A 23,670-nucleotide genomic window follows, 5' to 3' on the forward strand; every position below is an offset into this window, starting at 1 on the left:
GGGAGGGTTAACGGTATAAAATGTCTTTTATCACTCAACGATTGTACTTCTGCTGCGGATAAAGTGAGGAAGCTCGATCCCCCAGCGTGAAAGTTCGGACTCACTTAGGATAAACTCTCCCTGTTGCTGAACTTCGATATGAGGTAACTCGCCAGTATTCAGTATAGCGTTGACCATTTGGGCAGCGTTAGCCCCATGCTCGTACCCACTGATAGCTAAGCCCCCTATTGCTCTTCCCTTCCCCACTGCATCTTTCCAGTAGGTGAACAGTGGGACACGACTATGTTGGCTAGTCCACTCAGTTGTAACAAATGCTGGGATATGCTCCTTATCACTATCCTTAAGTGAAGCATAGCTTGCGATGATCAATGCATCATACTCCGATGTTGAGATTGCACGGACTTTGTCCTGCCATTCGTTGTAGCTGTTGGTCGTAAATATCTCTAGTTCGATGTCAGCGATAGTAATGGACTCTCGCCCGGCCAATAGCCGAGAGGAAACACTCTTCGCAGTGGTCCCCTCATCCATCATCAGCAAAAAACGCTTATTTCTGACTGGAGCAAGTTGCGAGATTAATAAAATACTTTGCTTAACCAGAGGTTTTTCTCTAATCCCCGCGACATTGTCTGGAATCTTATGATCATTAAAGTAAGTGCGAGGGTCGTTTTCCACCCCCATAAAAACAAGACCTATTTCGGTGTGTGTAATACGCGACCCAAAATACTTCAAGGCGTTGTCATCCATAGTGACAATCAAATCTGGCTTAATGACTTGAATCTTCTCCCATATCTGATTAGCCCGTGTGAGAAACTCACTTTGTTCTATACGCTTGGTATCCATTTCGAAATAAGTGAGCTGGGAGCCTGGATCGACATGCTCTTCAAAGCCTTTCCTTTCGGAGTCTGCCCACGCATAGCCCTGGTGGTAACTGTCGATGATGGCGATATTATTAGCGTATAGGATCGGGGCGACCACTAAGCTGAAGCAAGCAACGAGAGAAAGGATCAACATACTTACCATTCACTATTCCCCTAAGCACGATACAACACCAAAAACTCATTTATTGACTATTTAATCAAAGATACTCAATCAGTATAGATTAGAGTTTAGTGTCAAATATGCAACTGAGTGAATTTAAAGTTCGTAGGGCGGTGTATGCAGGCCTTGAAAAGCAAATCCGGAAAATCCGCAAATTTTCCGGTTGAACCATATAAAGGAGGGATCAGAAAAAGGAAATCGACTTGCGGCCTTTGCCTGATTTTTTGTTGTTCTCAGGTGTAGAAACTTCCTCTTCAGCTTGTTCAGGTTCATTCTGACCGTTTGATTCCGGCTCTACGTAATCGTGTTCCGAGGAGTGCATTGGATTATCTTCGTAGTACTGCTCATCTGGCTCCGCAACAAACTCTCCTGACTCATCGCAGATAATAAGGTAGAACTCCTGATTAAACTCAACAAGGTCGCCATCGTAGAGCTTGCGTCGCTTTCTGGTTTCAAGCTCACCATTCACCGCGACATATCCTTCACTGATGATATGTTTGGCTTCACCGCCACTACCGACCAGATTGGCTAGCTTAAATATTTTGAAAAGCTCTATCGGTTGAGTCGCGATTTCGATACCTATCGCTTCAACTTCAATCTCTTCCATTGGCTCTTCTGAGTGTTCTTCGTACATCTTATTTACCTGTGATTTGGATTAGGCGTAGATTACCCTATGACTTAACGTGTCACAATCTTACGCGGCACTAACTCAATCCCGGCCTGATAACGTTTGGCAGAAGCATTGAGAGCACAAGCGAGCGCACTATCCGCTATTAACTCAAACTGTTGGGGTAAGGAGTTAATTTTGACTGGTAAGAAATCTAGCAGTCTATTGTCACCGAACGTCCCAATTTTTATCTGATTCATTAATGCCGGGCGTTCAAGCAGTACATCGAGCACACCTTCAAGCAGAGTATATGAGGTCGTGACAATTGCATCAGGCAATACTCCCTCTTTTATCCATTTTTCAAGAATCTTTTTCCCTTCTTCGCGATGGAAGTGATCGCCATAACCTACAATAGCGTTTTTCGACTGTACTTTAAGTGCGGATTCAAAACCCAGTTGACGCTCCTTTGATACGTTTAAGTTAGGTAGCGCTCCGATCAACCCAACCGTATTTACCTGCTCAGACAACACCGAATGTGTTAATTCAAATGCAGCGCTGAAGTCCTCGCTGATAACACAAGCAAAATGTTCATCATCTAATGGTCGGTCAATAGCAACAACCGGAGTCCCTCGTTTCTGCACCTTCTGGTAATGTCCACTGGCATCCGGGATACAACTGGCAACGAACAAAGCTTCGATTCTTCGGCTAACCAGTGCGTCTGCCACACTCGTTTCTGTCTCAGGGTCGTCATCAGAGCAGCCAATAAGGATCTGGTAACCTGCCTTTCTTGAGTTTTGCTCTAACAGTTTAGCCAACTTAGCGTAACTGGTGTTTTCCAGATCGGGAATAATCAGGCCAAATGAACGGCTATTACCAGCCCTTAGAGAAGACGCCGCATGATCAGGTCGGTAGTTATGTTCTTCTACAACCGCCATCACCTTTTTCTGTGTCTTTTCGCTAATACGATATTTCTGAGCTTTACCGTTTATCACATAGCTGGCGGTTGTCTTAGAAACCCCTGCAAGCTTTGCTATTTCATCCAATGTCATCTAGGTCACCTCTGCTATCCCGCCAACACCGGGATTAAAACATTACTCTGACCATTGCAGAGTAAGTTGCTTAGTATATGTGCGCTGGATCATAAATTCACAGCTTATTCTGTTTTCTATGTTGAATTATACACTGAACCGATTCAGCATAAGAGATACATAATTTCAGAATACTCTAAACAGAGGCTATCTCCGCTTTACAGATGAGCAGGACTCCGAGCAAGCAGAAGAGAACAAAAACTATGTTAGAACTTACATCTACCACGATAATACTTCGGCAAGCTACCAGTGGTCCGCATGCTCTACAGACACTAGCCGCGATTGGCGCTGCAATCGAGTCTGGTCTGGGTGAAGGTTAAGGAGCGGAATATGACCACAAAGAAAGTCGTTACTGTCACGCTAAACCCTGCTCTGGATCTTACCGGTCATTTGAATGCACTGAATGTGGGCTCTGTGAGCCTGGTGGATAAAGGAGATCTTCACGCCGCCGGTAAAGGTGTCAATGTGGCGCAGGTTCTGAGTGATTTAGGTGCCGAGGTAACAGTTACCGGATTTCTGGGCACTGACAATGAAGAGATGTTCTGCCAGTTATTTGATGAACTTGGCGTCAATGACCAGTTTGTTCGAGTTCCAGGCGCAACCCGCATCAACGTTAAGTTAGTTGAACAATCTGGTGCTACCAGCGATATCAATTTTCCAGGTGTGGAAGTCAAACCCATTGATATCGAACAGTTTGAAAGAACGCTTTTCCGATTAGCAGAAGAGCACGATTACTTCGTTATTGCGGGAAGCCTTCCAAAAGGCATTAGCCCTCAGCTATGTGCGCGTTGGATTCAGAAACTGCACGATTTAGACAAAAAAGTGTTGTTTGACAGCAGCCGTGCTGCGTTGGCAGCCGGACTGGAAGCAAATCCATGGCTAATAAAACCAAATGACGAAGAACTTGGAGAGTTCACCGGACGTTCTCTTCATTCCGCCGAGGAATGTCAGTCTGCCGCAATGACGCTGGCAGATAAAGGTATTGAAAACATCGTCGTATCAATGGGTGCTGACGGTGTGATGTGGCTTAACAACCACCATTGGGTTCGTTCTCAACCACCAAAAATGGAAGTCGTCAGCACAGTAGGTGCCGGAGACACTCTAGTGGCTGGCTTATGCTGGGGTCACATGCAGGAAATGGATAAGCCTGAACTATTAACTTTCGCAACCGCACTTTCTGCATTAGCAGTCTCTCAGGTAGGCGTTGGTGTAAAGAGCCTAGAAGAGCTCGAAGCACTACAAAAGAAAATTCAATTTCATGAGCTCAGTTAGCTAAGATAATTAGTAACTCTACTACTGACAACTAGAATTACTAATTTGCCAAAACCATTTGGACACTCGATTGAGTGTCCTTTTTTTGTATGGGCGTACTTTATTTGGACTAGTTAACCTCTGCATTGATTAACGCTAATAGATCTTCTTTTGGCATAGGCCGATGATAATAGAACCCCTGAATAAAGCAGAACCCTAATGAAGATAAGAGATCTACCTGTGTCTTCTCCTCTACCCCTTCAACGATGACTTTCATATTCAATGTATTCGAGATCATCTTCATCGATTCCAGAAGAGGTATAATCGTCGAGTCCTCGCTTAAATTGTTTACAAAAACCCTGTCGATCTTGATTATGTCAAACGGATATTGACGTATAAAATCCAGTCCTGAATAACCAGTACCAAAGTCATCAATAGCAACCCTGATACCAATCTCAGAGATCTGCCTAAGGTGAGCTTTAAGTAAATCCAGCTCCTGATTAGAAAAGTTAATATCTTCGGTAATCTCAAACACAATTTTATTTGTGAGATCAGGTCGCTCACGATAGAGCTTAGTAAACCACTCTACAAATTCAGGCTTAAGAATCAACGATCGGCTTATATTGATACTGACATAGCGCTCGTTAATAGCATCACCATGTTCGGCTATAAAGGTAATAACTTTAGACATAACCTGTTCAGTTATCTGATCAATCAAGTTAAGTTTTTCTGCTAAAGGAATAAAAATACCTGGGGAGATATACCCTTCGTCAGGATCTTTCCAGCGAACCAAAGACTCAAAGCCTACAATTTTACTGTCTCTACTATCAATAATTGGCTGATAATGCACATCCAGCTCTTCGTTTATTAATGCATTTTGTAAAGCACTTTCCAAAGAATTCCCAGATATAAGCTTGTTTCTGGCATAGAAATAATAAAATGTCACTATCGCCGCTATTAATAAACCCATCCAACTATTCATCACAAAATAGTGCAGATAGTAATCTTGGGAAGTGTAAACACTTACCTTAAGTGGGTATTTGTCTGATTTATAGCTCGCTGTAGCTTTGCGCTCGGATGACGGAGGTGCACCGGAAATATCTCTGGAAATAACATCTAACCGATATTCAAGGCCAAATTCTGAGATATCTTCTGGAATTCTGAAAATATACCTTGGAGGAATCAATGCTGTAACGCCATACCCGCTCTCCCCGGAAAACAGCAGAAAGACTGAACGTACCTGACTAACTTTTGATTTGGTGTAAGAGAGTGTAGTTCCATTATGTTTTAGCCTGCTCATAATGGTCTGATACAGATAAAATGGCTCATCACTAGCATTATTTGTGCAGAAAACTTCACCTGATGGCCTAAACAAGCCAATTTCCTTCGCCAAATCAGACTTGAATACCTCTTTCTTTAAAAGGGAAGAAAGTTCATCACAACTTTGTGATGCAATCTTTTGGTCAGTTAAATAAGAAAGCTCTGAGTGGACAGAGTTAAACGCACTATCCAGCTCTTGAATCGCTTGTTTAGCAATGACATTAACGTGCCTGTTGGCAAGAGGCACTAAAAGTACTAGCCCTGTCAGAAAAACCGCCAAATATATAAGGGCAATATGAAACCATACATTGCTAATATATTTAGTTCTAATGTATTTTTCGAGCCACAAACTCGATGGGTTTATTTTCATTCGGGGCAATTGCGTTTATTTCTGGTTTTATTGCACCATAATATACACACAATTAATTATTTAAAACAACAAATTACCCTTCATATGCAACTAAACCCATTATACTCTAGCGACCTAAAGAGGCTGGGTTAAGAGCTGCGTCTTTAGGTTACTTGAATATATTAATATATCGTCAAACTCGAGATTGTTCTAAATCAAGCTAAGAATTACACCCATCACCGCAAATAAACCAACCAGATACACAATAGGGAGTTTTACTTGCTTTAAAAGAAAAATACCAAGTATTACTACAGCCATATCCAGACTATTACCAACTGCACTATTAAATACTGGCGTATATAGCGCAGCTACAAGCAAACCGACTACCGCTGCGTTTACTCCTCGGATCGCGCCTTCCAATTTAGGTTGTTTCGCAAGCTCCTGCCAATTGTCCATAACTGCTAGCAATAATAAAAATCCTGGGAGAAACACGCCTACGGTTGCGACAATGGCACCAACTACTGGAGCGTTTGGAACCATCTCATACCCTAGATAGGTTGCTAACGTAAACATCGGCCCTGGTACAGCCTGCGCTGCAGCATAACCTGTGAGGAATGCGTCCTGCGAAATCTGGTCACCGACAATATTCTGTAGTAACGGCAGAACCACATGACCACCACCAAACACTAAACTACCTGCCTGGAAGAAATCTGAAAACAGACCGAGTTGTTTAAAGGTATCGGCAAAAAGAGGCAACACAAATAATATGAGACCAAAGAGAATCAATGGTAGCCAATGAATATGGCTTAGATAGCTTTTGTTATTTTGAACAGTTTGAGTTTTTTCCTTACGTAACTTCTGTCTTCCAACCAATGCGGCAAAAAGCAGAATGGAAATTTGCGCCATGATGCCTGGAACAACAAGTATAACAACAGCGGTTAGGATGGCTAAAAATACTGCTACACGTTCTTTACAGAAATTTTTGTACATTCCCCAGGTCGCATCTGCTACCACCACAACTGCTAGCAGTTTCAGGCCATGAACAACCGAATCAAACACGCCTGACTCTGTCAGTTGACTGCTAAGCAGTGCCAACAAAATCATGAGAATGACAGATGGTAAGGTAAACCCTAAAAACGCAGCAACAGCACCGGGAAGTCCCCCTTTCTTGTAGCCAATAGCAAACCCAACCTGACTAGAACCCGGTCCTGGCAAAAACTGACTTAATGCAACGATCTGAGCGTACTCTTCATCACTCAACCAGTTTAGTTTTTCTACAAAGGTATTTCGGAAATAACCAATATGAGCGGCTGGACCACCAAAACTGATCCAACCAAGCGCAAAAAATGTCTTAAAAATTGAGAGCATAACTATATAGAAGTGAGTATTTTGTCGTAATTGTGAATTGCAACCATGACACTTTTATTACATCGCATACCCCATCTAACTCATAGAGTGCAATAAGTGTAACAACTTATGTCCACCTCACATAGAAAAGATTAAATTCAATTAGTTAGACAACCTTAGGTAGAGATTAATGCTTAGCAAACCAATAACAAAACTGATAGCAGAAACGGGCATTTTCCCCACGTTTATCTCAGGCCAGATATCTTTAAAAAAATATAGGTAAGATTGAAAAAGAACGACTGATACTGATACCAAGAGAAACAATAGTCCCAGAAGAAATAACCAATAATAAGGTTGAGTATTCCTTTTTCTATTCACATTCATCACCTTGAATCAGGGCCTCTTAAGGCATATATTTTTGTTTAACTTTCGCTGCAATAAAATCAATAGCTACTTTAACCTTTGGTATCGCGTAATCAAGCTTCTGGTAGAGCAGATAGATAGCGAGATCACCCGAATAATTCACCTTCAGAGGTTCGCTAAATTTAAGCGTGGTCAGCTCGCCGGAATCCAGATAAGGTTGAAGAGACCATCTAGGCAACATGATGATTCCCTCTCCTTCAATCGCTTTGTCCAGAATCCAGCGCCCATTGTTACTAATCAACAAAGGGATACCAGATACATCCTGCCACTGTCCGTCAACCTCTGACAACCATGGTGTTGGCCCGGCAGGTGTTTTAAAAAACAGAGCCTTGTGATCTTTTAACTCAAGCGTTGTTTCCGGTATTCCGTACTTCCCTATATAACCAGGTGATGCCGCCGCTACAAAATCGTTATCCATTAACCTGAGCGCTATCACACGCTCATCTGGCGCATATCCACCACGAATAGCGATATCCACATCATCTTTTTCTAAGTTTGACAACGTATCACTTAACACGACATCCAAAACCACTTCAGGATACCTTTTTCTGAACTCATCCAGAATAGGTCGAAGTATGGTTTTCCCCAAAACCTACGGTAGAGCTAATCTTTAGAGTACCAGTGGGAATGCTTTGGTATTGCTGTACCTGGTTTTCTGAATGTTTCAGCCTTGCCATTAATTCCTTCATCTGCGAGAAATAGGTTGAGCCAACTTCAGTCAGAGAAACATTGCGCGTACTACGAACCAATAACTGGGCACCCAACTCCGACTCTAAATCCGATACTCGCCTGGAAATCGATGATGCAGGTACTTTATATCGCTTAGCGGCAGCGGTAAAACTACCGGACTCTACTGTTTCAATAAAATAGGAAATAGCCCTAAACTTATCCATATTATTGCCTTAATAACAAAACTGATTAGTAAATCATATCCTATTTATACACATTTATGTATGCAATACTGCTAATCAAATTATAAGGAGAACAGAATGAGTCAGTACAAAGAGATCCTATTAACTAAGAGACCAGATGGTAACCCTATCGGCCCCCGCCTATTTGAAGTTGTTGAAAAAAATATACCTACTCCAGCACCGGGCGAGTTCTTAATTAAGCAAACACACATGTCGATGGATCCAGCCATGCTGGGCTGGATGATGCCAGACGAGGATAGCTATATCCCACCTGTTGCGCTTGGAAGTCGAATGCGTTCAAGTGGCTTTGGAGAAGTGGTAGCATCCAACCATCCGGATTTCTCTGTCGGTGATAAAGTTATGGGAATGATTGGATGGACAGAGTATGCGCTTAGCAGCGGTCAAGGCATTAACAAACTCTCGTCAGACATCGACGCGGAAACGGCACTGTCTGTATTTGCCTTACCAGGTCTAACAGCTACACAGGGGTTATTCAATATTGGCCAACCTAAACAAGGGGAGACACTTGTTGTTACCGGAGCTGCTGGCTCTGTCGGTTCGATTGTCGGACAGCTAGCCAAAGCAGAAGGGTTGAAAGTAATAGGTGTCGTTGGCAGTGATGAAAAAGCCGACTGGATCGTAAATGAGCTGGGGTTTGACGGTGCAATCAACTACAAAACTGACAACCTGCAGGAAAAGCTCGCTGAACTTACGCCTGATGGTGTGGATCTATTCTTTGAAAATACTGGCGGCGCGATTCAGCAACATATATTTGACCGGATGAACGTGCACGGTCGTATCGTTGTTTGTGGCATGATTGCCGACTACACAGCGGCTACACCATCTCCGGGACCAAACTGGATACCCTTGATCAAAAAGCGCATCACAGTCCAGGGTTTTGCTATGCCCGATCATTTTGGAGAAGTGCCTCAGTTGCTCGCTAAACTTACGCCATATGTATTGGAAGGAAACATAAAATACCGTTCGCATGTGTTAGAAGGTTTAGAAAGCGCGATGACTGCACTCAACCTGTTTTTTACGGGAGAAAACGAAGGAAAACTGATGATTAGGCTTTAAGGGCTAAGTATTAGATAAATGTAATATTGACGTTGTCTATACCAGCTATAGATAACGTCAAATTTGCAGTGAAATGCGACTTTTTGTCCGCCATATATGCTCCATATATCAAATTTCCCAAAAATTATGTGCTCAAAAGAAATTATTTCATTACATGAATAGAATAGTTTCATAACACAGAGTAATATACTCAACATTCATATACATATTTATTAACATATATTTTATTTATTGGTTCAAGGTCTACCTGAGTAATGGAGATAAGGAAGTTATCTAACGTTCCACTTATCTTAATGGTGTCTGTTTTCCTGACGCTAGATTTTACCCTGCTTTTCTTAAACCTAAACTTGACTCAAAAACTTCAAAATGACGCAGTGATTATCAATCTTGCAGGCAGACAACGGATGCTGTCTCAACGAATTGCCAAGTCCTGCCTTATCGACTGTACCAACCGCAATCCAGCAAACAGAATGCGATTTACCCAAACTGTTCGTTTAGCGGATACTTTCCAGCAAGCTCTTACCGCATTTGCAAACGGTGGCTATGTTTACACTGCAGCTGACGACACCGTCTATATAGAAGCGATCAACGATGCAGAGAGCCAGTTATACATAGAGCAGACATTTTCGTTGTGGGGTGACGTGTATGCCACGCTTAAACAGTGGGAGGCGGATACATATAAACCAATGGATGAACGGAGTGTAAGGGTAGTTAAAGCTTATGCGACAGAAACCAACGAAGATGTCCTGTATTTAATGAACAAGCTCACTGTTCGATCGGAAGAGGTCTCTGTTACAAACGCCGCTTCACTAAGACAAGCCCAGGTGGTTATATTCATTCTGGTTTTACTCAATTTTGTCGCAATTCTTTACCGTTTTAAGCGAGCAGGCAAAGAGCAAGATGTATTTGTCAATCAACTCGAAACCCTCATTCATCACCTTCCTCAGGGAATACTCTTTATTGATGGAAGCCATCAGGTAGTTTATGCCAACAGTGTCTCGAGTAAGCTGTTTAAAATGTCCGTTGAAGAGCTAAAACTTCACACCATAGAGGAGCTACTCACTACCCCATTAGTAGAAGGCTCCGTTATGCTGAATAATAAGCATATCGAAATAGGGATCTCTAGTGTCCTGTCCATACCAAGAGAAGTAAAAATGATTAGCCTTCTTGACGTCACAGAGTCCATCACTTTAAAACACAAATCATCATACGACCCTCTGACTCAATTGTTAAACCGAAACGGACTCATAGAAGCCTACACCCAACTAAAAAGCACATCCGACTATGTTTGCTGCCTGTTTTTGGATTTAGACAAATTCAAAGATGTTAACGATCGATACGGCCACGCAACGGGAGACCTTGTGCTTAGCGTGATAGCGAAACGGCTTAAATCCTGCTTAAAAAATGCTGATATTGTTGCACGATTCGGGGGCGATGAGTTTGTGGTTCTAATCAATGAGAAGCTCGCCAACGATGAGATAACCCAACTATCTGAACGTATTCACAATGCGATAAATGAACCAATCGATATAGATCATCTGATCATTGAACTTGGTGTGAGCATCGGTGTGCGAATCGGTTACCCAAATGATGAGTCCATGGAGGTGATTATAGACGACGCCGACCGTGCTATGTACGTGAACAAAAACGCTCGTGGCTAGCACAGTGACGCCGATTGCCAGATAAATACGCACTACCCAGTTAATACGTTGTCTTCAGGGTATTTCAACAGCGTAGGTTTAGGTCGCGCCAACATAAAGGCCAATGTAAGGGGCCCAATACGACCAATGATCATCACGACAATCATAATATATTTACCGTAGACCGTAAGCTCCGCTGTAAGCCCTGCAGTTAGCCCAACTGTAGCGAACGCAGAAATAACCTCAAACATAATCTTGTCGAAAGAAGCCTGTTCAGTAATCGTTAACAGAAACATCGATGCCACGATCACCGTTCCACTGACAACAATAATCGCAAGAGAACGGGTTACGGTAGGCCAACTCACTGATTTATTGAACATGACTACATGCTTTTTTTGTCGCAAAAATGCCCAGGTAGCGACCATTGCTACAGTAAAAGTAGATACTTTGATACCACCACCTGTAGACGTAGAACCAGCACCAATCAACATAAGAACAATCATTATTAGCAGTGCAGGCTGAGTAAACTGTGTTAAATCGACACTGTTAAATCCTGCCGTTCTGGCACTGGCAGACTGAAAAAATGCCGCTAGCCATTGGCCTGATAAACTTAAGTCAACCATGGTTGCAGAGTTGTCCTTTTCCAATATCCAGAAAAATAATGTGCCAGAAAGGAGTAACACCGGCGTTGCCACCAGCATGATCTTGGTGTGCAACTTTAACCTTTTAAATCCTTTGCCAAAGTTAAGCACCAGATCCCCTACAACGGTAAACCCAAGCCCACCAACAATAAATAAAGCAGATATGGTGAGTATAACTAACGGGTCATCAACGAAGCTCATCATGCTGTCTGAATAAAGCGAAAAGCCTGCGTTGTTAAACGCTGAAATAGAGTGAAACAAGGCATAAAAAGTGCCGGTAGACCATCCATACATTGGCACCCACTTAAATGATAGAAAAACAAAACCAACAAGTTCAGCAAGCAATGCAAATGCTATAATTCGCTTAACTAATTTAGTTATGTTTATACGCTTCTCCTGCCCTAACTCTTCCTTCATCAACGCTTGCTGCTGGAGTGAAAGCCTGATGCCAAACATGTAAAACAAAACAGCAGATAGGGTCATTTGCCCTAAGCCACCAATCTGCATTAAAAACATTAGCAGCACTTTACCCGTGAGTGTAAAGTGCGTACCGGTATCCACTACACCTAAACCAGTAACACTAATCGCAGAGGTTGCGGTAAATAAAGCGTCTTCCAGCGATAATCCAGTGACTGAAAATATAGGCAAGGTCAACAAAATCGCCGAGGGAATCAGTATTGCTAAAAGGCTGCTGAAAATTATCCAGGGCTCGGAACCGCCCTGTCGTCGCTGCGATGATGTGACAGCGTAACCATCTAGCATAAATAGACTCATAGTGCTTTAAGCTTTCTTTCTAGCAGCTCTTGCGGACCTGTAACAATCACCAGATCACCGATGGCCACTTCTTTAGACATATCCGGGCTGGTCTCGATTACTGGCCCCCGCTTAAATCCTAAAACCTTCAACTCCTCTCCCTTACAAAAGAGAGTTCAGAAAGAGTTTGTCCCATAAGTCTATGACCGATAACTACTTCCGTCATTGCCATACCACTTCCCAGAGAATGGAACTCTAGCACACGTTTATCTAACATCTTCCTTGCTACGCGAATGCCCATATCTCTCTCTGGCATAATGATATGGTCTGCACCTATCTTATGCAGTATCTTGGCATGAAATCGGTCATTCGCCTTCACCCAGACCGTTTTGGCTCCTGCCTCTTTAACCACCAGGGTAGTAAGAATGCTAGCATTAACATCTGCACCGATTGCAACTAGGACCATGTCATACTCGTCCAACTTCAGCTCTTCAACAGTCTCTTCGCTGGTACAGTTAGCCACTACAGCCTGACCGATAACACTTGCTGCCTGCCTAACCTTTTCTTCATCAATATCCAACGCCAGCACTTGAGCGCCCGTTTCTTCAAGCTCCTGACAAACAGCTAAACCAAATCGGCCTAATCCTATAATCGCAAATTGCTTATTTTCTAATTTCATTTTCAAGTCCTAATCAAGCAACTCATTCAAACAACAACAAGCTAAGACGTTTGATCTGTAAGAATCAGTTATGAAGAAATTATCCGGAAGAAATCTGCTGGCAACATACATTAAAGGTAAATAGCTAATGCAAACATTGCGTTAAATTCTGCAAAATACGATAATTTTCTTTTCATTACCGTGTACTACTGATTCTGCGCTTATAGCTTATGACTGATTACATTCAAAAACTGGACTTGTTCCTTGCTGATATCGATTGGAGTAACGATGTCATACTACTCACCCTCTTCAGCTTTGGCGCATGGATTGCGTGGCGCATTTTATTTGGACGACTGGAGAGCATCGCAGCTAAAACCCGCATTCAATGGGATAATGTTGTTCTTGCAGCCATCAAAACTCCTGTCAGCACGCTTATCTGGGGTTGGCCAGCTACCGTTTCGTTTGGTTTGATGGTAGAGAGTATCGTCTCTCATCCACTCAACTGGCTTGACTCTCTGAAGTACATTCTTCTTATCACTATATTTGTCTGGATTATTATCCGACTGGTCTCAAACGTCGAAGAAGTCATCTTAAAAGACCCTAAACGAGACGAAACCACAGTACAGGCAATAGCTAAGGTTGTCAGACTCATCTTCATCATCATGGGTTTGCTATCGGTAATGCAAAGCCTCGGTCTCAGCCTTTCAGGATTACTAACCTTTGGTGGTGTTGGTGGTTTGATTGTTGGTCTCGCAGCTAAAGACCTTCTTTCTAACTTCTTCGGTGGCATGATGATCTACTTTGATCGCCCATTCAAAGTCGGCGATTGGATCCGCTCCCCAGACAGACAAATTGAAGGCACGGTCGAAAGAATTGGCTGGCGCATGACCATAATCAGAACATTTGATAAGAGGCCTTTGTATGTACCAAACTCGGTATTCAGCAATATCGTGGTAGAAAACCCATCAAGAATGCTGAATCGCCGAATCTACGAAACTATCGGCCTTCGTTACGATGACGCGCAGAAAGTAGAGTTGATTATCAAGGATGTCAGATCAATGCTTGAGCAACACCCTGATATCGACGCCAATCAAACCCTAATTGTTAACTTTAATGCTTTTGGACCATCGTCGCTGGATTTCTTCGTATATACCTTTACCAAGACTGTAAACTGGGTTCGTTATCATGAAGTAAAACAGGATGTGTTGCTGCAAATAATGTCCATCATCCACAAGCACGATGCAGATGTTGCATTTCCAACACAGACATTAAAAGTAGAACCTGCAGGCCTGCCACAGGAGTTTATACCCGAGCCAATGCTCAGAGGTTAACCGTGCCAACATTAAGCTCTGTGTCGATTGCTTTTAACATATCCACTACATGAGCTTTTTCAGCCTGCCACCACCAATAAGATGTCTCGAATTCCTGCTTAGGATAAATTGTTTGTCCTATCATTGGAGTTGTCAGTGAGACATCCGCAACGTCCGCTTCTTGAATCAAATCAGCCATCGGTTCATCCCACATGTGGGTAAAGAGTTCAAAGGTGGCCCAGTGTATCGGAAACAGTTTCGTCGCTTTCAGATCTTTAAACGCCCGCACGGTATGACAAGCCTGCATATGACCATGATTTTCTACTGGAAATCCTACTCCATCTTTTACATTGGCCGCCACTTCTAAAAATGCCACATCAAAGTGACCTAAGCGTTTCTGTATAGCAGAAAAATGTGAATCGTAAGCCGTATCACCACTAAAAAATATCGAACCGTTGTCAGACTGCAATACCCAGGAACACCACAACGTTGAATTGCTATCGGCACCAGTGCGACCTGAATTGTGATTGGCAGGTGTAGATGTCAGTTTTACGCCATTAATTAAGGTGGATTCCCACCAATCAAACTCCTGAATTTTAGAAGGCTCAACCCCCAGTTTTCTAAATGTTGCCCAACACCCAAAGGGACTAAAAACCGTAATGGTTTATCTGCGAAATATTGGATTGTTGATTTTTCAAGATGATCGTAATGATCGTGAGAAATAACTATAACATCCGGAAGCGGCAATTCATTTTTAGCTACCGGTGCTGACATGTTGCGGTCAAAAAACGGCTTGGCAATTAACGGAGAAGCAAACTCAAAAACAGGATCTAATAAAAAACGAGTGGCGTTCATCTCAATAAATAAACTTGAGTGCCCAAGCCAGGTAACACGAAGTTCTTCGCTTCGTTTATTTAGCAAGTCATGATTTATTTTGTATACAGGTAATTCATGTTGAGGCTTAAACTCTGTTCGTCCAAAGGTAGCTTTATTGAGATCACTAAAAAGGTTTTTATTGTAAGGCGTTCTAGGCATCTGGTTGATGAACTTTCCGTTTTTAAACTGTGGTGATGCCAGAATCCGTTGATTTCTTTGTAACTTACTCAACTTTAGCTCTTGTTGGTTAAGTCCTCTAAAATAGTTGGCTGCGCCAAAAACACCGAGAACAGAATACATAGAACCCTTAATAACACTGCTCATATAAATGACCTTGCAATGAACTTCCACATTTATGTGTGTTTATTATTGCCAAGTAAATATGTCTATTTGGTGAAAAATACCGCGATTTATTTGAAGGTTATATTGCAGGTACTCGCTAAAGCTTATTAAAGATATGAGAAGTACTTCAATAGTATTTCTGTTTAGTTTCGGTATTCTTAAATTATGCTTTTTATCGATAATATACTCAAGTGACCTCAAGATGCAGGATTCAGAGCTGCATCAGAAGCGTTAGTTCAAGGAAAATATTTGTAGGAATGGCATTCCCTTTCAAGAATATTTGACGAAGAAATCACGCTTCTGATGAGCTCCGAAGGGCGAGTTTTATTCGCTTCTACTCTGCGTTACTGATTTTTGATGTAGAACCACTATACCTTCAAATCAGTGCCTTGATTAAAAGCGAATAAATTCTCGCTGAAAATGCATCTTGAGGTTACTTGAGTATATGATAATGGGGAAATATGAATAAGAAAATTAAATGGGGAATTATCGCCCCCGGGCGAATCGCTCATCGATTTGCTGACGCTTTTAAAGATATGGGAGACGGCGAGCTTTATGGTGTTGCCAGCCGAGATATAGATAGAGCGCGCGAGTTCGCATCGACACACACAATACCCTATGTTTTCGATACATACGGAGCTCTTATTAACAATCCCGACATCGATGCAATATATATCGCCAGCCCTCACCGATATCATTTTGATACCGCCAAAGAATGCCTTGACGCTGGCAAAGCCGTGTTATGTGAAAAGCCATTAACCGTCACCGCAAAACAGAGTGAAGCCCTGTTTTCTATTGCCAGAGAAAACCAGGCCTTTTTGATGGAAGCATTGTGGAGTCGTTTTCTGCCTTGCTGGCAACAGGTAAAAAACTGGATAAACCAGGGGGAAATAGGTGACATTCAGCTACTGCGATCCAGCTTTGGCTTCCAGCCGGAGAACAATAAAACCAATGAACGGTTATATAACCTGGATCTTGCAGGAGGGTCTTTATTAGATACAGGGATCTACAATATCGCGCTTTCACAGTTTGTTCTTGAGCAAAAGCCGACCCATATTCACTCCTCAGTAATCGTTGGAGATACAGGTGTTGATGAACGCTGCTCCGTTCTGATGGATTATGAAGGTATCACCAGCCAATTTACCTGCTCGTTCTTAAGTAAGCTGGATAATGAGTTCCATATTACCGGCAGTATGGGAACCATAGTAGTAGAAGGTAACTTCTGGGAAGCAACATCTGCGAAGCTCATTCTCAACAATGGGCATACTGAAGCGTTTACTCAGGCGTATCGATCAAGCGGCTTCGAATATCAGGTTGATGAAGTACACCAGTGTCTGCTTGAGAAAAGACAATTCAGCGAAAACATGTCGCCACAAGCCACTATCGAGAATATGAAAATTATGGATGAGATTCTGGATAAAGCTGGCGTGAACTATCCTTTGCTGATCGATAACAAAAAAATCCACCCCGTTAATTGAGGTGGATTTTGCCTTTTCTAACCAAAGTCGTTGTTATTTTGATTCTTTATGAGCTGCGGCGAGCTTCTACTGCGTCCGCTAACTGGCGAAGAACTTTTTCAGTATCTTCCCAGCCAATACACGCGTCAGTGATAGACTGACCATAGGTTTCAGCCTTACCATCAATAAGATCCTGACGACCTTCTGCTAGGTGAGATTCAATCATCACACCAAAGATTGCTTGTTCACCACCAGCAATCTGAGCACTTACATCATCCGATACCACAACCTGGCGCTTAAACTGCTTAGAGCTGTTTGCATGGCTGAAGTCAATCATCACTTTCTGACGCAGTTTCGATGCTTCAAGCTGGTCTTTTATCGTTGCAACATGTTCAGCGCTGTAGTTTGGCTCTTTACCACCACGAAGAATGATATGGCAGTCCGGGTTACCCGCCGTTTCAACAATCGCAGAGTGACCAAACTTGGTTACTGATAGGAAGTGATGAGAAGATTCTGCTGAACGAATCGCATCAGAAGCAATCTTGATGTTTCCATCAGTACCATTTTTAAAACCAATCGGACAAGACATACCAGAAGAAAGCTCACGGTGTACCTGTGATTCAGTTGTACGAGCACCAATTGCGCCCCAGCTGATTAGATCCGCAATATACTGAGGAGAAATCATGTCAAGGAATTCACTCGCGGTTGGCATACCCATGTCAGTAAGATCCAACAGAAGCTTACGAGCAGTACGCAGACCATCGTTGATTCGGTATGTATCGTTCAGGTACGGGTCGTTGATAAGGCCTTTCCAGCCAACGGTGGTACGAGGTTTTTCAAAATAGACTCGCATAACCACTTCAAGGCGGTCGCCCAACTCATCACGCAATACTTTTAGTTTTTCACCGTACTCGATTGCTGCTTTAGTATCGTGGATTGAACACGGACCTACGATAACCAACAGGCGGTCATCTTCGCCTTCCAAAATGTTGTGGATAGCCTTTCGAGCCTGATACGTTGTTGAAGACGCATTTTCTGAAGCCGGAAATCGCTCAAGTAGTGCAATTGGTGGCAATAGTTCTTTTATTTGATTAATTCTTACGTCGTCAGTTTTGTACATCATGTTGCTTCTAGTCCTACTTAATTATGCGTGCCCACAAAGAGTTATTGTTAAGTGTGAGCCATATCTCGTTCTATATAGGTGTAACTTATCTTTTAAAAACGAAGAGTTCAATCATTATTTTTATGAAATATCAATAAAAGCCCTTATTTTACAAAAATATCATATCGTAAATTAATTTTTACACTGTAAATTTTACCGTTAACAATACGTAAATTAGATTCAATAAATGCATTATGTAACGGATATTGTTAAGGTATTAGCAGATCGTTGATATAAGAGCACATGCAATTAAGTGACTAACGCAATTGAATTTAGCAATGTAGATAAATGGTTTGGTGATTTTCAGGCACTGAAATCCATTAACCTGGCAGTACATGAAGGAGAGATCGTTGTTGTTTGCGGCCCCTCAGGCTCAGGAAAATCAACCCTGATTCGCTGCATTAACGGACTTGAAGCTTATGATTCAGGCACAGTAAGTGTCATGGGTCACAGCCGTCTTCAGAACCAAAACGGCAAAGTAGGCATGGTATTCCAGCATTTTCACCTCTTTCCACACCTTACCGTACTGGAAAATCTGATGCTTGCACCTATGCGCACACTTAAGTTAAGTAAATCTGAAGCCGAGAAACGCGCCAGACATTTTCTTGAGCGTGTTCATATATCCGAGCAAGCCGAAAAGTACCCCATTCAACTGTCCGGTGGACAGCAACAACGTGTCGCTATCGCTCGCTCTCTCTGTATGAAGCCTAGCATCATGCTGTTTGACGAACCGACTTCCGCACTAGACCCGGAAATGATTAATGAAGTGCTGGACGTAATGATAGAGTTAGCAAAAGACGGTATGACCATGGTTTGCGTCACCCATGAGATGGGTTTTGCGCGAAAAGTGGCAGATAGAGTTGTGTTTATGGACGAAGGACAAATAATAGAAACAGCCTCACCGCAAAAGTTATTTAGTTCACCAGAACACGAGCGCACCCAAGCGTTCTTAGACCAGATACTTAGCCATTAGAATCCATCGAGCAATGATCACCAAAATTATTAAGCCAGCTTTATCCGCACTCTGTCAGATAGTGATTCTTCTGTTCGCTATCAGCTGGCTGTTGGATAGCGGTGCTGAGGCTATGGGTTATCAATGGCAATGGCATAGAGTACCCGATTATCTGTTTTTTTATGAAGACGGACAGTGGTGGCCAGCAGAACTGATCGAGGGTCTAATCGTCACCATCAAGATATCCTTCTACGCCCTTTTGGCTACGCTTTTGATAGGGCTGACTACTGCATTGCTTCGGTTATCTGATTCAGTTGTAGGAAGAACGATTTCCCGTTTATATATCGAGTTAATTCGTAATACACCACTGCTGGTTCAAATCTATCTGCTCTATTTTGTGTTTGGCCCGGTGATTGGCCTCGACCGATTCGCAACTGCGGGTTCTAGCCTTAGCGCTCTTTCAGGGAGCCTATACCGCCGAGATTTTCAGAGCCGGGCTAAATAGTATTCCTAAGGGACAGTTTGAGGCTGCTCATTCGTTAGGCCTGCCCCTGTTTTATACCTACAAAGATGTAATACTGCCTCAGGTTATACAGAGAACACTTCCTCCGCTCACTAACGAAGCCGTGTCACTTATCAAAAACTCATCTATTGTTAGTGTCATGGCGATATTTGATCTGACCACCGAAGGCCGGAACATTGTCTCAGAGACCGCCATGCCATTTGAGATCTGGTTTAGTGTGGCTGGCATTTATTTGGTATTAACGCTTTCTTTATCGGCGCTAGCCGCTATGTTAGAGCATAAGCTTGGCGCTCAATGGAAAAGTCAGTAATGGCACTGTATTAAGGAGAATAACCATGAAGCTGTTAAAAACAGTAGCAACTAGTTTACTTGGGGTGTTACTTGCGCTCCCTGCTGCATCAGCTACGGCAGCAGATACACCAAATCTGGACAAGATTAACGAAAGGGGCACATTAAGAGTCGGTATGTCGACTTTCGTACCCTGGGCAATGCGTAATAAGCAGGGTGAACTCATCGGTTTTGAGATTGATGTAGCTAAGCGCCTCGCAAAGGACAGCGGATGGAAAGTCGAGTTTGTCCCAACAGCGTGGGATGGCATTATTCCAGCACTTCTTGCTAAGAAGTTTGATGTCATTATCGGTGGTATGTCCATTACGCCGGAGCGCTCTAAAAGCGTTCTGTTTACCACACCGTATTCTCACTCAGGTGTCCAGGTCGCAGCCAATAAAGAGCTTGCTGATGGTTTCAGCCAACTAAGCGACTTCAACTCAAGAAGGGTAAAAATCGCTGCTCGCCGGGGTGCACATACTGTTCAGGTAGCTCGTGAAGCATTTCCAAAAGCAAAAATCTTGCAGTTCGATGATGACGCACAGGCATTTCAGGAAGTGCTGAATGGTAATGCTCATGCTGTTATTGCGTCCAGCCCTAAACCAGAACACGAAGCGATTAAGCATAGCAACGCCCTTTCCTCCCATTTAATGAGAGACTTTCAAAAGGTAATGAAGCGTTCGCGGTACGTTTAGGCGAAGAGGACAAAAAAGCGTTCTTTGATAACTGGATTGAGGCTCGAACTCAAGATGGATGGCTGTCAGAACGATACGAGTACTGGTTCGCATCTCTGGACTGGCAAAACCAGATAGCCGAAGGGCAATAGTTGTCGGCTTAACCATATATCGATAGCACAGGAGTATTTCAGTTAGTGTCTTTGGAAAACGCAGAGAGTGTTGATACCGGGGTAAAGAGAAACGCCATATCCCTGAACAAACTCGGACTATTTTTTGCTTATTGTTCTCGGTGTTTTAGCATGCTGGCTATATTATCGCTCTTCCGTTGGCGTGAATTACCACTGGAACTGGGCCGCAGCCATAGAACTGATCTTTACTCCTCGTGCTGACGGTGGACTACCCTACTTTTTTCAGGGGTTAATTTCCACCTTGCGGCTAAGTGTTTGGGGAATGGTTTTAGCAATCCTATTGGGGTCACTATTAGGCGTCGCTCGCCATTCCCAAATCGCACTATTTCGGATACCGGCAACGGCCTATATCCAGCTTATCCGCAATATTCCACCGTTAGTGTTTGTATTTATCTTTTACTTTTTATCTCCAATCAGCTCATTCCACTCTTAGGTCTTGAGCCACTGCTACGAGAGCATAGCGGGAAGATAACTATTATCCAGTCAATTCTGTTTGGGAGATCAGGGTTGTGGGAAAACTTACTTTCGGGCGTTTTGTGCGTTGGTTTGCTTTCTGCGGCTTATATTGCTGAAGTGGTTCGTGCTGGCCTAGAGTCGATCCCGAAAGGTCAGTGGGAAGCCGCCCACTCACTTGGACTATCTACCTGGTCGAAGTATCGCTATATCATTTCGCCTCAGGTTATCACTGCAATCACCCCTGCGTTAGCAGGTCAGGCGATTTCTCTGGTAAAAGACTCATCGATCGTTTCGCTTATTTCGATTCAGGAACTGACATTTGTTGGAACGGAAATAGCCAACTCATCAGGATTAATATTTGAGATTTGGCTATTGGTAGGACTGGCTTATCTGGTGCTTTGCTTAATCCTATCTCTACTGTTTTCTAAACTTGAAAAGCGCAGCAGGCAGCATCTCAAAGCTAACTAGCTCATATACTCAACATATTAATATCACAAATATGTAATATACACATCCGAGCGTATATACCATCGCTATACTTATACTAGATACGGCGAAAATGGGGTATGCGAATGAATGAAATCAGCTACTTACCTATGACCGTTGGCCTTCTTGGCGGGCTGGCTGTTTTTCTGTACGGCATGGATAAAATGTCAGAGGCATTGAAGAAAGCCGCTGGCGATAAAATGAAAACACTGTTGGCACGGTTAACTACAAACCGTGTCGCAGGTGTGATGACCGGAGCCGGTTTAACCGCGGTCATTCAGTCTTCATCGGTAACCACGGTTCTTCTGGTTGGTTTTATCTCAGCGGGTTTGATGTCGCTTACTCAGGCAGTTGGCGTAATCATGGGTGCCAACATAGGTACAACAGTCACTGCACAAATTATAGCGTTTAAGGTCACCAAAGCCGCGCTTGCTATGGTTGCCGGGGGATTTTTCGTTAGCTTTCTGGCCCAAAAAGAACTCACCAGACACTACGGTAATATGTTGTTCGGGCTTGGTTTAATCTTTTTGGGAATGAACCTGATGAGCGAAGCGATGTCCCCGCTCCGCACCTTCCAGCCCTTTATTGATGCAATGGCGCAAATGGATAATATTTTCCTCGCCATCTTGATCGCCGCCGCTTTCACCGCTCTGGTTCAGTCATCTTCCGCCACAACAGGTATTGTTATCGTTCTCGCTGGGCAAGGGTTTATTTCGCTGGAAACAGGTATCGCTTTGGCAATGGGTGCGAACATAGGTACCTGTGTGACCGCAGTGCTTGCTGCTATAGGTAAGTCCAGAGAAGCTATGCAAACATCCGCAGTGCACATAACCTTTAACATCCTCGGAGTTATGATTTGGTTGCCGTTTATCGGTTATCTCAGCCAAATGAGCATTAGCATCTCCCCTGTTCATGCCGATTTAAGTGGTATAGAACGAATGGCAGCTGAGCTTCCCAGACAGATAGCGAACGCAAACACATTATTTAACGTTCTTAATACTCTGATAATGCTGCCATTTGCCAGCGCATTTGTATGGCTGGTTCGTAAATTTATTCCTCACAAGCCTAAAGCAAAAAAAAGGAAATCAAAGACGATTCAGACCAAGTACCTAAATGGCGCTTTTTTAGCAACACCAGATATCGCACTTGACCAGGCACAGTTAGAGCTGGGCCGAGTAGGTCGTCGAGTATGTAATATGCTGAACTTGCTGCCTCCCCTCGCATTAAGGTATGAAAGCGAGGAAGAAAGGAAAAAGGTTAAGGATAAACTCAAAGAGATAGAACAAATCGAAAAAGAAGTGGATCAGCTACATGGAGCAATCCTCTCTTATCTCGGACGTTTACGTATGCAGGCACTATCAGATAGTCAAAGTAGCCAGCAAATAAAACTGATCAGTATTACCGACCAGATGGAAAGCGCCGCAGATCTTATCGTTGATGGCATGTTACCAATGGCATACAAAACTCTGAATGAAGGAACAACTGCCAGCCCTAAAATGCGTGAAGCGCTCGACTCCGTGCAGCACCGGGTCAGTGATGCGATGCTGGATTGTGTCAACGCAATCAGACGAAACGATGACACCCTAGCTTCGAATGTACTTAGTGCTAAAAGAGAGCTCAACTCTCAGCTCAATTCTGTACTGGCTCATCAGGCGGAACGCCTAACAGAAAATGACCCAAACAGATTAAGGGTATTTCGTTACGAAATGGAATGGGTAGAGCAACTCAAGCGCATTTACACTCTGAGCAAAAGGATCGCAAAACTTCAGCTGCGTAAGCGCTCGGTGGAAAGTAAGAAGGACTAAAAGATA

16 protein-coding genes and 5 pseudogenes are annotated in these 23,670 nt (G+C 43.1%); 10 read left to right on the forward strand and 11 right to left on the reverse strand.

The features are described 5' to 3' along the window. Nucleotides 1-30 precede the first annotated feature (30 nt). The 3 genes from P7F88_RS06555 to cra all read right to left on the reverse strand — a co-directional run bounded on the left by P7F88_RS06555 (nt 31) and on the right by cra (nt 2,694). Entirely contained in the window at nt 31-1,020 is a 990-nt protein-coding gene (locus tag P7F88_RS06555; protein WP_277823003.1) for an ABC transporter substrate-binding protein, read from the reverse strand. Nucleotides 1,021-1,222: 202 nt separating this feature from the next. After that, entirely contained in the window at nt 1,223-1,672 is a 450-nt protein-coding gene (locus P7F88_RS06560; RefSeq protein ID WP_277823004.1) for an RNA-binding S4 domain-containing protein, read from the reverse strand. 44 nt (nt 1,673-1,716) lie between these two features. After that, on the reverse strand, nt 1,717-2,694 hold the full coding sequence (gene cra, locus P7F88_RS06565) for a catabolite repressor/activator (protein WP_277823006.1): 978 nt from the start codon (nt 2,692-2,694) through the stop codon (nt 1,717-1,719). Between the two features lie 369 nt (nt 2,695-3,063). Here cra and pfkB point away from each other — a divergent pair, with 369 nt between their 5' ends. Continuing rightward, nucleotides 3,064-4,005 carry a 1-phosphofructokinase gene (pfkB, locus tag P7F88_RS06570; RefSeq protein ID WP_277823008.1) on the forward strand — a complete coding sequence of 314 codons (942 nt, stop codon included), beginning with the start codon at nt 3,064-3,066 and terminating at the stop codon, nt 4,003-4,005. Between the two features lie 109 nt (nt 4,006-4,114). On the opposite strand, the gene P7F88_RS06575 is transcribed toward pfkB, so the two are convergent. The 4 genes from P7F88_RS06575 to P7F88_RS06590 form a co-directional block, all read right to left on the reverse strand. After that, nucleotides 4,115-5,551, reverse strand: coding sequence for an EAL domain-containing protein (locus tag P7F88_RS06575; protein WP_277823010.1), 1,437 nt, complete (start codon nt 5,549-5,551; stop codon nt 4,115-4,117). 312 nt (nt 5,552-5,863) lie between these two features. Further along, nucleotides 5,864-7,021, reverse strand: coding sequence for a chromate efflux transporter (gene chrA, locus P7F88_RS06580; protein ID WP_277823012.1), 1,158 nt, complete (start codon nt 7,019-7,021; stop codon nt 5,864-5,866). A gap of 382 nt (nt 7,022-7,403) precedes the next feature. Beyond that, nucleotides 7,404-7,955, reverse strand: coding sequence for a substrate binding domain-containing protein (locus P7F88_RS06585; RefSeq protein WP_277823014.1), 552 nt, complete (start codon nt 7,953-7,955; stop codon nt 7,404-7,406). Nucleotides 7,956-7,977: 22 nt separating this feature from the next. Next, a complete protein-coding gene (locus tag P7F88_RS06590; protein WP_277823016.1) occupies nt 7,978-8,316 on the reverse strand; it encodes a LysR family transcriptional regulator in 339 nt (112 codons plus the stop codon). 96 nt (nt 8,317-8,412) lie between these two features. Between P7F88_RS06590 and P7F88_RS06595 the strand changes: the two genes are divergently transcribed. After that, nucleotides 8,413-9,411, forward strand: coding sequence for an NADP-dependent oxidoreductase (locus P7F88_RS06595; protein WP_277823018.1), 999 nt, complete (start codon nt 8,413-8,415; stop codon nt 9,409-9,411). Between the two features lie 254 nt (nt 9,412-9,665). Further along, complete coding sequence (locus tag P7F88_RS06600) at nt 9,666-11,072, forward strand: diguanylate cyclase domain-containing protein (protein WP_277823020.1); 1,407 nt, start codon at nt 9,666-9,668, stop codon at nt 11,070-11,072. Between the two features lie 32 nt (nt 11,073-11,104). Here P7F88_RS06600 and P7F88_RS06605 read toward each other — a convergent pair whose 3' ends face one another. Both P7F88_RS06605 and P7F88_RS06610 read right to left on the reverse strand, forming a co-directional pair. Further along, nucleotides 11,105-12,454 (reverse strand): TrkH family potassium uptake protein, encoded by a 1,350-nt coding sequence (locus P7F88_RS06605; RefSeq protein ID WP_277823022.1) that lies wholly within the window; start codon nt 12,452-12,454, stop codon nt 11,105-11,107. Between the two features lie 8 nt (nt 12,455-12,462). Then, nucleotides 12,463-13,124 (reverse strand): annotated as a pseudogene (locus P7F88_RS06610) (potassium channel family protein). A 209-nt stretch (nt 13,125-13,333) separates the two neighbouring features. Here P7F88_RS06610 and P7F88_RS06615 point away from each other — a divergent pair. Further along, complete coding sequence (locus P7F88_RS06615) at nt 13,334-14,434, forward strand: mechanosensitive ion channel family protein (protein ID WP_277823024.1); 1,101 nt, start codon at nt 13,334-13,336, stop codon at nt 14,432-14,434. Here P7F88_RS06615 and P7F88_RS26595 read toward each other — a convergent pair. After that, nucleotides 14,424-15,613 (reverse strand): annotated as a pseudogene (locus tag P7F88_RS26595) (MBL fold metallo-hydrolase). The gene P7F88_RS06615 and the pseudogene P7F88_RS26595 overlap by 11 nt on opposite strands. A gap of 479 nt (nt 15,614-16,092) precedes the next feature. Here P7F88_RS26595 and P7F88_RS06625 point away from each other — a divergent pair. Beyond that, a complete protein-coding gene (locus tag P7F88_RS06625) occupies nt 16,093-17,109 on the forward strand; it encodes a Gfo/Idh/MocA family protein (protein WP_277823026.1) in 1,017 nt (338 codons plus the stop codon). Nucleotides 17,110-17,155: 46 nt separating this feature from the next. Here the strand turns inward: P7F88_RS06625 and aroG are convergent, their stop codons facing one another. After that, nucleotides 17,156-18,208 carry a 3-deoxy-7-phosphoheptulonate synthase AroG gene (aroG, locus tag P7F88_RS06630; RefSeq protein WP_277824566.1) on the reverse strand — a complete coding sequence of 351 codons (1,053 nt, stop codon included), beginning with the start codon at nt 18,206-18,208 and terminating at the stop codon, nt 17,156-17,158. 295 nt (nt 18,209-18,503) lie between these two features. On the opposite strand from aroG, the gene P7F88_RS06635 reads away from it, so the two are divergent. The 5 genes and pseudogenes from P7F88_RS06635 (at nt 18,504) to P7F88_RS06655 (ending at nt 23,664) form a co-directional block, all read left to right on the forward strand. After that, entirely contained in the window at nt 18,504-19,223 is a 720-nt protein-coding gene (locus P7F88_RS06635) for an amino acid ABC transporter ATP-binding protein (RefSeq protein ID WP_277823028.1), read from the forward strand. 13 nt (nt 19,224-19,236) lie between these two features. After that, nucleotides 19,237-20,035: pseudogene (locus P7F88_RS06640) on the forward strand (amino acid ABC transporter permease). 25 nt (nt 20,036-20,060) lie between these two features. After that, nucleotides 20,061-20,878: pseudogene (locus P7F88_RS06645) on the forward strand (transporter substrate-binding domain-containing protein). 124 nt (nt 20,879-21,002) lie between these two features. Then, nucleotides 21,003-21,841: pseudogene (locus P7F88_RS06650) on the forward strand (amino acid ABC transporter permease). Between the two features lie 104 nt (nt 21,842-21,945). After that, a complete protein-coding gene (locus P7F88_RS06655; RefSeq protein ID WP_277823030.1) occupies nt 21,946-23,664 on the forward strand; it encodes a Na/Pi cotransporter family protein in 1,719 nt (572 codons plus the stop codon). The last annotated feature ends 6 nt before the right edge of the window (nt 23,665-23,670 follow it).

This window comes from Vibrio hannami (genome assembly GCF_029589055.1).
GTDB lineage: Bacteria > Pseudomonadota > Gammaproteobacteria > Enterobacterales > Vibrionaceae > Vibrio > Vibrio hannami.